Raw genomic sequence first — 14,361 nt, 5'->3', positions numbered from 1 at the left:
TCACCGAGGACAAATGGCACAGCCCGTCATCACATGCGTTCGTGGACGGTGAGCAGCAGATGGTCGAAGCGGGTGCGGAGTTCGACCATCGGGCCGTCCAGGGTGGTGAGCTCGGCGAGTAGCTGGGTGGCCAGGACGCGCAGTGCGACACCGGTCTCCTGGGAGCGCCAGACGAGCACGCGGAAGGCTTGGTCGGCGCTGATCCCGTAGACCAGCCGCAGCGCGCCTTTGGCCTGTTCGATCGCGGCGCGGGCGGTGTACAGCTCGGGCAGGGCGCCGTCGAGGGTTTGCCTGCGATCCTCGGCCAGCGTGTCGGTGATATCGACGTAATAGCCGGAGGTACCGACCACTCTCGCCTTGTCGTCGTGCATGTCGTCACCGACCACCAGCACGTGGCGTACCCGTCCTCGGGTATCGATGATCCGGTGTCTGCTGCAGAACGGCTCACCGGTTTCGACGGTGCGCGCGATGGTGTTGGCGACCTGTTCCCGATCGTCCGGATGTTTGTGGGAGAGCAGCAGTTCGGTGGTCGGCTGGACCGTGCCCGGGGCGTAGCCGTGGATCTGCGCGACCTCGTCGGACCATTCCCAGCGCTCGTCGGCCAGCCAGAACCGGAAGGTGCCCGCGTTCTGCCACGCGCCCGCGCCGAGGACCTCCTCGATCGGATGGACCGGTTCGGTTCCGGGTACGAGCAGTGGTGTCGCCGCGCCTTGGCTGCCGTCACCCCGCGTGATATCCGGCATATCGACAGGCTGATCCACGAACTGCCCCTTCCCACCTCGACCGATTTCGTTGCTGTGTGGTCGGCTGGCGGGGTCTGGGGCAGCGCGTTCCGAGCGACAAGATTACCGCGCGCCGCCGACAGCCCGTCGGCGAGGCACGCCGAGATTTCAGCCGCTGCGCGCGACGGTCAGCTGGTCCGGGACGAACGCTTCGGGGACGGGCCGGCGCACCGGTCGTTGCTCGACCACCCGGAAGCCCGCCGCCTCGATCAGCTCCCGCATTTCGGCGGGCGGCGGAAAGTAGGCGACCCCCTGGAGCGGAGTGGGTTGCAGCAGCGGCGCGAACCGGCTGCGCGGGTTGATCACGACGATCGCGAGTAGCCCACCGGGGGAAAGGATCCGGTGGAACTCGGCCAGCGCGCCGGGCTGGTCGAAGAAGTGGAAGGCGTGGGTGGAGACGACGGCGTCGACCGCGCCCGCGGGCAGGCCGAGGTCCTCGGCCCGGCGGTTGATCCAGTTCACCTGTCCGGAGCGGGCTTTCGCCTGCCGCAGCATGCCGGGGGAGGCGTCGCAGCCGTAGATCACGTCCGGCTGCAACTCCTGCTGGATGCGGGCGGCGAGAATGCCGGTGCCGCAGCCGACGTCGGCGATCCGGCGGATATCCGCGCGGCGCAACCGGTCGATGATCTCGTCCTGCGGCGGCCGATACAGGACCCGCTGCGCGAGCGGATTGTTGTAGATGGTGGCGAGCCGGTTCCAGCCGGAGGTCACCAGTCGGTTGTACGCGCGGGCCGGTGGCGTGGTGGCTGACATCGTTGTCCCTTCGGCGGATCGGCAGGCTCGAGTTTAGATTGTCTGAGACAATTTGCCCAGATCAGGTCGCCGAGCTTTTCGACGTGGCACTCAGCGGTGTGGCGATGTCCTCGAGCGAGCGGCCTTCCGCGCGCACGCCGTAGGCCAGCTCGACCAGGCCCGCGGCGAACATCGTGGCCGCGCCGATGGCGAAGGCGAGCGCGGTCTTGCCCGGGTCGCCGTCGGCGGACAACTTCGAGAACACCAGCGGACCGGCCACGCCGCCCGCGAAGGTGCCGATCGCGTAGAAGAACGCGATGGCCATCGCGCGGGTCTCCATCGGGAAGATCTCGCTCACCGTCAGATATGCCGCGCTCGCCCCGCAGGAGGCGACGAAGAGCACCACGGTCCAGCACGCGGTCAAGGTCACCGCGGAGAGCTGACCCGCCGCGAAAAGCCATGCGGTGCCGAACAACAGGACCGCCGAGCCGATATAACAGCCCGCGATCATCGGCTTGCGTCCGACGGTGTCGAACAACCGGCCCAGCAGCAGCGGCCCGAGGAAGTTGCCGAAGCAGATCACCGCGAAGTAGTAGCCGACCCGATCGTCGGGCACGTCGAACGATTTCGCCAGGATGAGCGCGTAATTGAAGGTGATGGCGTTGTACAGGAACGCCTGGCCGACGAACAGGGCGAGCCCGAGCGCGCTGCGGCGCGGATAGTGCCGCACCATCACCGCCGCGATCTCGCGGAAGCTGATGGTGCGCCGCTGTTCGATCTCGATCCGTTGCTCCGACACGTCTTCCAGTTCGGCGCCGGTATCGGTGCGGACCTGTTTCTCGATATCGGCGACGATCCGTTCGGCGCCGTCCTCGCGCTCGTGGATGAACATCCAGCGCGGGCTTTCCGGTACATGCCTGCGCACCACCAGAATGATCAGTCCGAACACCGCGCCGAGCGCAAAGGTCAAGCGCCAGCCGATATTCGGTGCGAACCAATCGGTGTTCAGCGCGACGATGGACAGCAGCGCACCGCCCACCGCGCCGAGCCAATAGGTCCCGTTGATCACGATGTCGATGCGGCCGCGGTATTTTCGCGGGATCAGCTCATCGATCGCGGAGTTGATCGCCGCGTACTCGCCGCCGATTCCGAACCCGGTGAAGAAGCGGAAGAGGATGAACCACCACATCGAGAACGAGACGGCGGTCAGCGCCGTCGCGATCAAGTACACCGCGAGGGTGATCAGGAAGAGCTTCTTGCGGCCGAATCTGTCGGTGAGCCAACCGAAGAACAGCGCCCCGGTGCACGCGCCGGTGACGTACATCGCGGCCGCCACGCCGGAAACCTGTGCGGCGGTGATGTCTATCCCGCTGCCTGGCTCGGACAATCGGCTCGCCACGCTACCGACGACGGTGACCTCGAGGCCGTCCAGGATCCAGACCGACCCCAGCCCGATCACCACCATCCAGTGCCAGCGCGACCACGGCAATCGATCCAGGCGCGCCGGGATATCGGTCGATATCGTCCGCACAGGCCACCACCTCCCGGTTACTGACCGACGGTTACCCGGGGCCGCACCGGATAATCAGCGGTCCTACGCGGCGCGGGCCGACCCGGGCGTCACCCGGCGTTCGCGGTCGTGACCAGCGCCGCGCGGGCTGCCCGGACCGCCGGGTGATTGCCGGTGCCGCGCCGATACGCCAGGTGGGTGCGCCGCCGGGCCGGCAGCGGGGTCAGCGTGACCTCGGCCGGGCAGTCCAGCGCGCCGAGCTGCGGCACCAGCGCGACCCCCTGCCCGGCCGCGACGAGCGCGAGCACGGTGCCGAAATCGTCGGCGTGATGGCGGACCCGCGGCGTGAAACCTGCTGCCTGGCAGGCCCGGACGGTCATCGTGTAGCACAGCGTGTCGGGAATCCCTGCGATCCAAGCGGTTTCGCGGTACGCGACGAGCGGTTCGGCGGTGGGCGCGGCCAGATAGATCGTCTCTTCCAGCAGCGGCTCGGTGTCGAGTGCGGGGTCGGGTTCGACCGGCACATAGTCGTATTCCTGCACCAGCGCGACGTCGAGCGCTTCCGCACGCAACGCGGCGGGCGCCGTCGCCGGATCGATCTCGGTGACCATCAGTTCGAGACGGGGATGATCCCGGCTCAGCGCGACGAGCGCCGGGGAGAGAATGGTGCGAATGGCGGTGGGAAAGGCGCCGATCCGCAGCGTGCCGGCGAGTTCGGTACGCGCCGTTGCCAGGTCGGCGGCGGCCTGTTCGAGCACCGCGAGGATGGTTTCGGCGTGCTCGACCAGTGTGCGGGCGGCCGGGGTGAGGGTGACCCGCCGCCCGGTCCGTTCGAGCAGCGGCACGCCCGCTTCTCGTTCCAGCGCCGTGAGTTGCTGCGATACCGCCGACGGTGTGTAGGCCAGCGCCTCGGCGACCGCCGCGATGGTCTCCCGGTGCGAGAGCTCGCGCAGCAGGCGCAGTTTGCGAATGTCGAGCATCAGGTCAGCTTATGCTCGAATGTAGAAATGTGAACTGGACCTGACGCTTTGCGCCCGTCACCCTCATAACCATGACGCTCGCAGGCCTTTTCGTCCCTCTTGTCACGCCGTTCACCGCCGAGAACGCCCTGGCCGCCGACGCGCTGGCCGGATTGGCCCACTCGGCGCTCGCCGAGGGCGCGACCGGCCTGGTCGCGCTCGGCACCACCGCCGAAGCGGCGACGCTGACCCCGGCCGAACGCGCGCGGGTCATCGACATCTGCGCGAGCGTGTGCCGGGAACACAACGCGCCCTTGATCGTCGGCGCCGGCTCGAACTCGACGGCCGACTCCGCCGACGCGCTGGCCGCGCTGTCGGGGCAGATCGCGGCCGCGCTCACGGTCGTGCCGTACTACACCCGGCCCACCGAGGCCGGGGTGCTCGCGCACTTCCGGGCGCTGGCCGGCGGCAGCCCGGTGCCGCTGGTGGTCTACAACATTCCTTATCGCACCGGCCGCACGCTCTGCGCGGAGACCCTGCTCGATATCGCCGCGCACCCGAACATCATCGGCGTCAAACACGCCGTCGGCAGCATCGACGACGCCACGATCGCGCTGATGGGCGCACGTCCCGCGGACTTCGCCGTGCTGGCGGGCGACGACCTGTTCGTCTCGCCGCTGCTGGCGCTCGGCGCCGAGGGCGGGATCCTGGCCTCCGGCATCGTGGCCACCGCGCCGTTCACCGCGCTCATCACGGCCTGGCGCGACGGCCGGGTCGGGGAGGCGCGCGCACTCGGGCACCGGCTGGCCGCGCTGTCGGCCGCCCTCTTCGCCGAGCCCAACCCTACCGTGATCAAGGCCGTTCTCGCGGCTCAGGGCCGGATTCCGAGTCCGGCGGTCCGGCTACCGCTGCTGCCGGCCGGTGCGGTCGCGACCGCGGCCGCCCTGGCCGAAATCGAACTTTTCTCGCGAATGGCAGGACAATTTGCTGGTGTAGCGGCTGAAGAAGTGCAACGCTGAAGCGGTGACACAACCTCCGGATACGCAGGCGACGACGCCTGATCCGACCGCCGACAAACTAGACGCGGCGGTCTTCAAGGTGGCGGGCGTCGTGGTACTCGGCGCGATCATGTCGATTCTCGACATCACCGTCGTCAATATCGCGTTGCCCACCTTCCAGGACACTTTCGACACGAGCTACGCCATCGCCGCGTGGACCGTGACCGGCTACACCCTCGCCCTGGCCACGGTCATTCCGCTCACCGGGTGGGCCGCGGACCGATTCGGCACCAAGCGCCTGTACATGGCGGCGCTCGCCTTCTTCGTGCTCGGGTCGGTGCTCTGCGCGCTGGCCTGGAACATCCAGTCGCTCATCGCCTTCCGTGTGGTGCAGGGCATCGGCGGCGGCATGCTGATGCCGCTCGGCATGACGATCATGACGCACGCGGCCGGTCCGCAGCGGGTCGGCCGGGTGATGGCGGTGCTCGGTGTGCCGATGCTGCTCGGCCCGATCTGCGGCCCCATCCTCGGCGGCTGGCTGATCGAATTCCATTGGCAGTGGATCTTCTTGATCAACCTGCCGATCGGCATCGTCGCGCTCATCCTGGCGCAGGTGGTGTTCCCCGCCGACAAGCCGGAACCGGCGGAGTCGTTCGACTTCGTCGGCATGCTGCTCGCCTCGCCGGGCCTGGCGTTGTTCCTGTTCGGCGTCTCGTCGATCCCCGGCGAGGGCACGGTGCTCGCGACCAAGGTGCTGCTGCCCGCGATCATCGGCTTGATCCTGTTGGTGGCGTTCGTCTTCCACGCGCTGCGCACCGAGCACCCGTTGATCGATCTGCACCTGTTCCGCAACCGGGCGCTGACCTTCTCGGTGCTCACCATGGTGCTGTTCGCGATCGCCTTCTTCGGCGGCAGCCTGCTGCTGTCGGCCTATCTGCAACAGGTGCGCGGCGAATCGGCGTTGCAGACCGGATTGTTGCTGGTGCCACAGGGATTGGGCGCGATGCTCACCATGCCGGTGGCGGGCAAGCTGGTCGACAAGATCGGCCCGGGCAAGATCGTGCTGGTCGGCATCGCGTTGATCGCGGTAAGCACCGCGTTCTTCGTGCAGCTGAAGGTGGACACGTCGTATCCGATGATGCTGGCCGCCCTGTTCGTGATGGGTCTCGGCATGGGCTGCACCATGATGCCGATCATGACCGCGGCGATCCAGACGCTGACCCACCAGCAGGTCGCCCGCGGCTCGACCCTGATGAACATCATCAACCAGACCGGCGGTTCGATCGGCACCGCGACGATCTCGGTGGTGCTGACCGCCCTGCTGAACGATCGGGAGTTCGCGCTACCCGCGATCGCCGCGACCACCAAGCCCGAACTGGCGAGTCAGCTGCCGCCGGGCGTGCTGGAGGCCGGATTGGACCAGGCCGCAACGGCATTCAGTCACACCTACATCGTGGCGCTGGTGCTGATCGTGCTCACCCTGATACCGGCGTTCTTCCTGCCGCGGACCAAGCCGAAGAATCCCGACGCGGTCGATGCGGTGGCTGCGGTCCACGTTTGAGTGCCCGTGCCGAGATCGTCACCGCCGGTGACGATCTCGGCACGCGTAGCGTCGGTCAGCCGGGCAGGTCGTCGACGGTGGCGGCTTCGTTCCTGGACAGGTTGATGCCCAGGTTCGCCGCCGCGCGCTCGAGGTCCTCGTCGTTGCCGTCACGCATCTCGATCGCAACGCCTTCGGCGGAAAGGACTTCGACGTTGAGGCACAGCGACTGGAGTTCCTTGAGGAGCACCTTGAACGACTCCGGAATGCCCGGCTCGGGCACGTTCTCGCCCTTGACGATCGCCTCGTAGACCTTCACCCGGCCCACTATGTCGTCGGACTTGATGGTGAGCAGTTCCTGCAGCGTGTAAGCCGCGCCGTAGGCCTGCATCGCCCAGCACTCCATTTCACCGAAGCGCTGGCCACCGAACTGGGCCTTACCGCCGAGCGGCTGCTGGGTGATCATCGAGTACGGACCGGTCGAGCGGGCGTGGATCTTGTCGTCGACCAGGTGGTGCAGCTTCAGGATGTACATGTAGCCGACCGCCACCGGGTACGGGAACGGTTCACCCGAACGCCCGTCGAGCAGCGTCGCTTTCCCGTCCGCGCCCACCAGCACGTCGCCGTCCCGATTAGGCAGCGTCGACCCGAGCAGCCCGGCCAGCTCGGCATCCTGGGCGCCGTCGAAGACCGGCGTCGCGAGATTGCTGTTCGGCGGCGCAGACCGCAGCGCTTCGGGCAGTGCCGCGGCCCAATCCGGTTCCCCCTGAATCTCCCAGCCGGCCTTGCCGATCCACCCGAGGTGGGTTTCCAGGATCTGGCCGATGTTCATACGCCGCGGCACACCGTGGGTGTTGAGGATGATGTCGACCGGGGTGCCGTCGGGCAGGAAGGGCATGTCCTCGGTGGGCAGGATCTTGCCGATGACACCCTTGTTGCCGTGGCGGCCGGCGAGCTTGTCACCGTCTTGGATCTTGCGCTTCTGCGCGACGTAGACGCGCACCAGCTCGTTCACACCGGGAGGCAGGTCGTCGTCGTCCTCGCGGGAGAACACCCGGATACCGATGACCTTGCCGGACTCGCCGTGGGGCACCTTGAGCGAGGTGTCGCGCACCTCGCGGGCCTTCTCCCCGAAGATCGCGCGCAGCAACCGCTCTTCCGGGGTCAGCTCGGTCTCGCCCTTGGGGGTGACCTTGCCGACCAGGATGTCGCCGTAGCGGACCTCGGCGCCGATGCGCACGATGCCACGCTCGTCGAGGTCGGCCAGGACCTCGTCGGAGACGTTGGGGATATCGCGGGTGATCTCCTCGGCGCCGAGCTTGGTGTCGCGGGCGTCGATCTCGTGCTCTTCGATGTGGATCGAGGTCAGCACGTCCTCTTCCACGAGGCGCTGCGACAGGATGATCGCGTCCTCGTAGTTGTGGCCCTCCCACGGCATGATCGCCACGAGCAGGTTCTTGCCCAGCGCCATCTCACCGTTCTCGGTGCACGGTCCATCGGCGAGCACCTGACCGGTCTCGACCCGCTGACCCTCGTCCACGATCGGTCGCTGGTTGTAGCAGTTGCCTTGATTCGACCGCGCGAACTTGCGCAGCCGATAACTGCGCCGGGTGCCGTCATCGGCCATCACGGTGATGTAGTCGGCCGAAACCTCTTCCACCACACCGGCTTTGTCATTGAGAACCAGGTCGCCTGCGTCGATGGACGCGCGCAATTCCATGCCGGTACCGACGATCGGGGCCTCGGAACGGATCAGCGGCACGGCCTGACGCTGCATGTTCGCACCCATCAGGGCACGGTTGGCGTCGTCGTGCTCCAGGAAGGGAATCATTGCCGAGGCGACCGACACCATCTGGCGCGGTGAGACATCCATGAAGTCGACCTCGGCGGGGGCGACGTATTCCACCTCCTCACCGAAACGCCGTGCCAGCACCTTGCTTTCGGACAGGCGCCGGTCGGCGTCGACTGGTGAGTTGGCCTGCGCGCGCACGTAGCGCTCTTCTTCGTCGGCGGTGAGGTAGACGATCTCGTCGGTGACCTGTCCGCCGACGACCCGGCGGTACGGCGTCTCGATGAAGCCGAACGGATTGACCCGTGCGTACACCGAAAGGTAGCCGATGAGACCGATACTCGGGCCTTCCGGCGTCTCGATCGGGCACATCCGGCCGTAGTGGCTGAAATGGATGTCGCGCACCTCGAGGCTGGCGCGTTCCCTGGTCAGGCCGCCGGGGCCGAGGGCGGACAGGCGACGCTTGTGCGTGAGCCCGGCGAGCGGGTTGTCCTGCATCATGAACTGCGAGAGCTGGGAGGTGCCGAAGAACTCCTTGATCGACGCGCTCACCGGGCGAATGTTGATCAGGGTCTGCGGTGTGATCGCCTCGACGTCCTGGGTGGTCATCCGCTCGCGGACGACCCGTTCCATCCGGGACAGGCCGATGCGGATCTGGTTCTGGATCAGCTCGCCGACGGTACGGACGCGACGGTTGCCGAAGTGGTCGATGTCGTCGATCTCGACCGGGATCTCGGCACCGCCGGGCCCCGTCATCGTCTTGTCGCCGGCGTGCAGGTGCGCCAGGTACTCGATGGTCGCGATCAGGTCCGTCTCGGTGAGCGTGGTCGCCGTGCTGTCGGTGATGCCGAGCTTCTTGTTGGTCTTGTAGCGACCCACGCGGGCGAGGTCGTAGCGCTTCTCCTTGAAGAACAGGTTCTCCAGCAGGGTCTGCGCGGACTCCTTGGTCGGCGGCTCGCCCGGACGCAGCTTGCGATGGATGTCCAGCAGCGCCTCGTCGGCCCCGTTCGTGTGGTCCTTCGCCAGGGTCGACAGCATGACCTCGGAGAAGCCGAACCGCTCGGCGATCTGTTCCGGACTCCAGCCGAGCGCCTTCAGCAGCACCGTGACGGGCTGGCGACGCTTACGGTCGATGCGGACGCCGACGGTGTCGCGCTTGTCGACGTCGAACTCCAGCCACGCGCCACGCGACGGGATGACGCGCACGTTGTACAGATTCTTGTCGGTGGTCTTGTCCACCGATTGATCGAAATAAACTCCGGGCGAGCGGGTCAGCTGTGAGACGACGACGCGCTCGGTGCCGTTGATGATGAACGTGCCCTTGTCGGTCATCATCGGGAAATCACCCATGAAGACCGTCTGGCTCTTGATCTCACCGGTGTTGTTGTTGATGAACTCCGCGGTGACGAACAGCGGCGCCGCGTAGGTCATGTCCTTGTCTTTGCACTCCTCGATGGAGGCCTTGACCTCTTCGAACCGAGGATCGGAGAAAGACAGGGACATGGTGCCGGCGAAATCCTCGATCGGGGACAGTTCCGCGAGTATTTCCCCGAGTCCGCCGACCGGGTCGGTTTCGCCGCGTGCAAGCGCCCTGGCGCGCCAGTCCGATGCGCCGATCAGCCGGCCGAACGAATCGGTTTGCAGGTCGAGCAGCTTGGGCACATCGATGGGTTCTTGCACTCTGGCGAAAGACAACCGGTGCGGCGCTCCGGGGATAGCGGCAAAGGCCACGGCGTGATCGGCGTCGGACTGGGGCGATACGGGCACGGTGCGTCCTTTCGGGACTTCGCTGCTGACGAATTGCACGTGCACGCCTGCGGACAGAGCTCACGCATCAGCAAGAAAGTGAGCATCACCGCGAACGGTGATACTCACTGCTGTTTGATTCGAGAGTCCGGACAGGAGGCGGCCTGCGCAACGCCTCAAATTACTCGCAGATTTCCGGCAGCGCAATAGGCATTCGAAGTTATTTGCTCGGATCGAATCCGTTTCGAATGTTTCCCGCATTTATAGATTAACTCTGCGGCACTTATGAAGTCAAGGTTTTGACAATTGGCTGATTAATTGGATATACTGAAAAGGGAGCGGGGGTGGATACGTTCGAGGATCAGGTCGCATCGAGGAAATCCAGGACGAGCGAGCCGGCCACCTCGCGGAACTCATCGAAGTAGGCGTGTCGAGCGCCGGGGATCAGCTGCATGCGCGCGTGCGGGATCCGCTCGGCCAGCAGCGGCGCATTCGCCACGGGATTGAATCGGTCCTCGGTGCCGTGCACCACCAGCGTCGGCGCGCCGATCTCCGGCAGCACGTCCCACGCGTTGTGCTTGTTGCTCGCGACCAGGTGCCTGCGCTTGGCGTAGGCGGGCATCGCGGGGTCGCCGAGCGTAGTGAACGGGCCGGGCGTGCGGGCCAGCCACTCCGGTGTGTACATCAACTCCAGCAGCGCCTGCCGGGCCGCGGTCGCGTCGGGCTGGATGAGTGACTGCCTGATCTCGGGGCCGCGTTCGACGCTGTGCCTGCCACCCGGTGACGTGCAGCCGAGTACCAGTGCGTGCACCCGATCCGGATGCCGGGCCGCCAGCCACTGGCCGACCCGCCCGCCCATCGACGTGCCGTACACCGCCGCCCGCTCGATCCCGAGATCGTCGAGCACGGCGACCACATCCGCGGCGAAACCCACTGTGCTGTACGCCTCGTCGGGTTTGTCGCTGTCGCCGGTGCCGCGCCAGTCGAGAGTGACGGTGCGATACCGGGTTTCGAAGTCCGTGCGGATCCCGTCCCACCAGTGGTGGTTGTTGGCCTGTCCGGCGAGCAGGACCAGCGGTGTGCCGGCGCCCGCGGTCTGGTACGCGAGGCGAACGCCGTCGGCGGCCTTGGCATGCGGCACAGTACTGATCCTTTCGCGAGGGGTCGGTCTACTTGCTCGAACGCAGGCCGTCGAACACGAATTCCAGGCAGCGCCGCCAGGCGGGGGAGCCGGTGGCCTCGCCGAGCAGCGACAGCGCCCATACCAGATTCGTCACGTCCTCGTCGCTCGCGTCCGCGCGCAGCACGCCCGCGCGCCGGGCCCGTTCCAACAGGGTGGCCAAGTGCGACATGCCGCGATGGCAGGCCGCGGCCAGCTGGTCGGCGGCGGGGTGATCGCGAGTGAGAGCCTCGAGCAGGCCGCGGTCGGCGGTCATCTGGCCGAGTAGATCTTCGAGGAATCCGGTGAGCGCCGCCCAGGCGTCCGGCTCGGCCGCCGCGCGGACGGCGAACTCGTCCAGCGCTGCCAAACGGGGTGGGAGCAGCGCTTCGATCAGCGCGTCCCGGTGCGGGAAGTGGTTGTACAGCGTGCCGATGCTCACTCCGGCGCGGCGCGCGATCTCCTCCAGGGAACCGTCCAGGCCCTGCTCGGTGAATACATCCGCGGCTTCGCGCAGCAGCTTCTCGCGGTTGCGGGCCGCGTCACGGCGCAGCGGTCTGGTCATGGGGACCATCCTACAAAAGTCGAGGGGCTCCTCGATTTCGTGCTACCTTCTGAAAATGAGGAGCCCCTCAAGATCCAGGAGGAGAGAGATGTCCCCAGCAACAGCGGTGATCGTCGGCGCCGGTCCCGGCCTCGGCATGTCGATGGCCGCGCGCTTCGGCCGCGAAGGCTTCCGGGTCGCGCTGATCTCGCGCAGCCCGGCTCGGCACGAGCAGTATTTGAAAGACCTTGCCGCGCAGGGAATCGATGCCACGGCCCAGGCTGCCGACATCACCGATCCCGCCCAGTTGAAGTCCGCGCTGGCCGCGATCGGCGGGGAGGTGGAAGTGGCCTACTACGGGCCTGCGACGACCCAGCCTGCCGCCCCGCTCGCCGACATCACCGAAATAGACGTGGCGACCGCACAATCCGGCTTCGAACTGGTCTGGCCCGCGCTGGAGCTGGTGCGCGAGGTCCTGCCGGGCATGCTCGAACGCGGTTCCGGCGGACTGCTGTTCGCGGGCGGGCTCTCCAGCGTGCTGCCCATGCCGATGCTCGGGCAACTGGCCTTGGCCTCGGCTGCGTTGCGCAACTACGCGGTCACATTGCACGCCGGTCTCGCCGGCCGCGGTGTCTACGCGGGCACCCTGACCATCGGCGGCCTGATCGAGCGCGGTGACATCCACGCCATGGTCACCGCGGCTCCCGGGCATTTCGGTGATGCGGCGGGCCACACCCTCGACCCCGACGAACTCGCCGACAAGGCCTGGGACATGTACCGCGCCCGGGACCGGGCCGAAGAAGTGTTCGACGTGTTCAGCGGGTGAGCCCGGAGGGCAGATGGAGCCGTGACGCACTCCATCTGCCGTTGCGCGCCAAGCGGACTCAGGCGGGTGCCGCGCCCGCCAGGTGGTACCGCACCGTCGGGCTCCAGAGGAAGAAGCCGTGCACGCCCGCGTCGCGGGACGCATCGATCTGAGCCTGCACCTCGTGCGGGCCGTAGTTCACGCCGAGGCTGAAATCCTGGAGCCAGGGCACGATTTTCGCGCCGGTGCCCTGGGTCTGGGCGCGGAAGTCCTGGAGTGAGCGGAACACGATGTCGTAAGGCTGGGAGTCGGGGTTCGCGACGCCGTACTCACCCGCGTTCCAATGCGACGGATACAGCATCGGTGCGATGTAGTCGACGTGGCGGGCCATGCGCGGAATGTCCTGCGCGATCTGGTCCGGGCGGGTCGAGGCGATGCCGAAGACGGCGGCGCTCTGATCGGCGCCCGCGTCGCGCACGGGATCGCGGCTCTCGCGCAGGAACTCGGCGATCGAAATGCTCGGGGACTCGGTGGATCCGGGGAACACCATCTGCGAGAGGTCACCGTCGGGGCGGCGGATGTAGTCGTACATGATGCCGTCGAAACCGAGTTTCGCCGCCTCGACGGCGAGATCGATGTTGTATCGGCGCATTTCGGGACTGGCGAAATTGGTGAACGCGATCGGCCCGTATTTGCTCGCGTAGGGTCCGCCGCCGGGGTTCTGGATGACCCAGTCCGGATGCCCGGCGTGCCAGGCCCATTCGGCCATCCGGCTGTCGCGGAACGCGACGATGCGGCCGACTACGCGCAGGCCCATGTCGTGCAGTTGCCGCAGTGCGGCGGGCGCGTCGTAGATCGCCTCGACGGCGCCGGACTCGCGGGCGAGCGGCACCTGGGAGTCGTAGCCGACGACGCCGTCCTCGTCCTTGATATCGAGCTGGACCGTGTCGATCCGGCCGTCGCGGGCCAGGTTCAGCACGTCCTCGCGCAGCCCCTCGTGCGACCACGCGTGCGCGGTGACGTGGACCGCCCGGATCGGTGCCGTCTCCATGGCCGTGGTGATCGGCTGGGTGGTTTCGTTGCCCGCGAGATCGACCGCGACCACGCGCGCGCCGATCGGTGCGCGCGGGAGGGGGATCTCGAATGTTCCGTCGGCCGCGGGGGCCGCGGTCTGATCGCCGATCGATACGCGTTCTGCGCCTTGGGCTTTGCCGCGCACGGTGACCGGCTGACGGTAGGACGTCACGTTCGCCGGTTGGCTCACCTCGAGCACAGGTGCGTCGTTGTCCACGGTGAAGGTCTCGGTCGCCCCCGGGCCCGTCCGCAAGAAGCCGAACGCGCCCCCGGCCGGGATCTCGGCGGTGAATCTGTGCCCCCCACTGGCTAGTCTCTCCGGTCTGTACACCACGGAATTGCCCTCGACCTGTCCGGTGACCGGCTCGCCGTCCAGCTCGAGTCGCATGGCGCGCGGATCGTGATCGCGCGCGTCCACCCGCAATGTCAAGGCGGACAAGGCCGTCGCGCCGATCGTGCCCGCGGGCACACCGGTCACCGTCAAACCGGTGGGTTCGGCCCGGACCGAGCTGATGGTCACAGAAGCGACGAGAATCGATAAGGCTGCGGTAACAATTACTGCCGTCAACCGTCGGTGTCCTGTAAGGCGGACCCATTCGAGCAACGCGCACACCAACTTTCGTTCGAAGATGTTTCTACTATCCCGGCTGTGCCGCACTGTCGCGATTACTTTCGGTCAATGTCCTCCATGGGAAAATCGGCGAGTTCGCGTAGCGTTGGACC

11 protein-coding genes are annotated in these 14,361 nt (G+C 67.0%); 3 read left to right on the top strand and 8 right to left on the bottom strand.

All coding sequences use genetic code 11. The features are described 5' to 3' along the window. Nucleotides 1–29: 29 nt before the first annotated feature. The 4 genes from TY25_RS23675 to TY25_RS23660 form a co-directional block, all read right to left on the bottom strand. Nucleotides 30–743 carry a PAS and ANTAR domain-containing protein gene (locus TY25_RS23675; protein ID WP_226887387.1) on the bottom strand — a complete coding sequence of 238 codons (714 nt, stop codon included), beginning with the start codon at nucleotides 741–743 and terminating at the stop codon, nucleotides 30–32. 147 nt (nucleotides 744–890) lie between these two features. Continuing rightward, nucleotides 891–1,535 (bottom strand): class I SAM-dependent methyltransferase, encoded by a 645-nt coding sequence (locus TY25_RS23670; protein ID WP_042259327.1) that lies wholly within the window; start codon nucleotides 1,533–1,535, stop codon nucleotides 891–893. A 61-nt stretch (nucleotides 1,536–1,596) separates the two neighbouring features. After that, nucleotides 1,597–3,045 carry an MFS transporter gene (locus TY25_RS23665; protein WP_042259324.1) on the bottom strand — a complete coding sequence of 483 codons (1,449 nt, stop codon included), beginning with the start codon at nucleotides 3,043–3,045 and terminating at the stop codon, nucleotides 1,597–1,599. 89 nt (nucleotides 3,046–3,134) lie between these two features. Further along, entirely contained in the window at nucleotides 3,135–4,004 is an 870-nt protein-coding gene (locus TY25_RS23660; protein ID WP_042259322.1) for a LysR family transcriptional regulator, read from the bottom strand. Nucleotides 4,005–4,075: 71 nt separating this feature from the next. Between TY25_RS23660 and dapA the strand changes: the two genes are divergently transcribed. Together dapA and TY25_RS23650 are read left to right on the top strand one after the other, a co-directional pair. Next, nucleotides 4,076–5,002 carry a 4-hydroxy-tetrahydrodipicolinate synthase gene (gene dapA / locus TY25_RS23655; RefSeq protein WP_042259319.1) on the top strand — a complete coding sequence of 309 codons (927 nt, stop codon included), beginning with the start codon at nucleotides 4,076–4,078 and terminating at the stop codon, nucleotides 5,000–5,002. Between the two features lie 4 nt (nucleotides 5,003–5,006). Beyond that, the gene (locus TY25_RS23650; RefSeq protein ID WP_042259317.1) at nucleotides 5,007–6,542 is read left to right on the top strand and encodes a DHA2 family efflux MFS transporter permease subunit; all 1,536 of its coding nucleotides are present in this window, start codon (nucleotides 5,007–5,009) and stop codon (nucleotides 6,540–6,542) included. Between the two features lie 55 nt (nucleotides 6,543–6,597). Here TY25_RS23650 and rpoB read toward each other — a convergent pair whose 3' ends face one another. The 3 genes from rpoB to TY25_RS23635 form a co-directional block, all read right to left on the bottom strand. Then, complete coding sequence (gene rpoB / locus TY25_RS23645) at nucleotides 6,598–10,077, bottom strand: DNA-directed RNA polymerase subunit beta (protein WP_088607226.1); 3,480 nt, start codon at nucleotides 10,075–10,077, stop codon at nucleotides 6,598–6,600. Nucleotides 10,078–10,417: 340 nt separating this feature from the next. Next, on the bottom strand, nucleotides 10,418–11,197 hold the full coding sequence (locus tag TY25_RS23640; RefSeq protein ID WP_042259316.1) for an alpha/beta fold hydrolase: 780 nt from the start codon (nucleotides 11,195–11,197) through the stop codon (nucleotides 10,418–10,420). 28 nt (nucleotides 11,198–11,225) lie between these two features. Next, nucleotides 11,226–11,780, bottom strand: coding sequence for a TetR/AcrR family transcriptional regulator (locus TY25_RS23635; RefSeq protein WP_052383147.1), 555 nt, complete (start codon nucleotides 11,778–11,780; stop codon nucleotides 11,226–11,228). An 88-nt stretch (nucleotides 11,781–11,868) separates the two neighbouring features. Here TY25_RS23635 and TY25_RS23630 point away from each other — a divergent pair, with 88 nt between their 5' ends. Beyond that, nucleotides 11,869–12,585, top strand: a complete 717-nt coding sequence (locus TY25_RS23630) for an SDR family NAD(P)-dependent oxidoreductase (protein WP_042259312.1) — start codon at nucleotides 11,869–11,871, stop codon at nucleotides 12,583–12,585. Nucleotides 12,586–12,643: 58 nt separating this feature from the next. On the opposite strand, the gene TY25_RS23625 is transcribed toward TY25_RS23630, so the two are convergent. Then, complete coding sequence (locus TY25_RS23625) at nucleotides 12,644–14,158, bottom strand: putative glycoside hydrolase (RefSeq protein ID WP_052383146.1); 1,515 nt, start codon at nucleotides 14,156–14,158, stop codon at nucleotides 12,644–12,646. Nucleotides 14,159–14,361: the final 203 nt, after the last annotated feature.

The organism is Nocardia brasiliensis NBRC 14402 (genome assembly GCF_000308475.2).
In the GTDB taxonomy this organism is placed as follows: domain Bacteria; phylum Actinomycetota; class Actinomycetes; order Mycobacteriales; family Mycobacteriaceae; genus Nocardia; species Nocardia brasiliensis.
The sequence above is the reverse complement of the archived record's forward strand: the minus strand, read 5'-3'. Positions and strand labels throughout refer to the sequence as shown.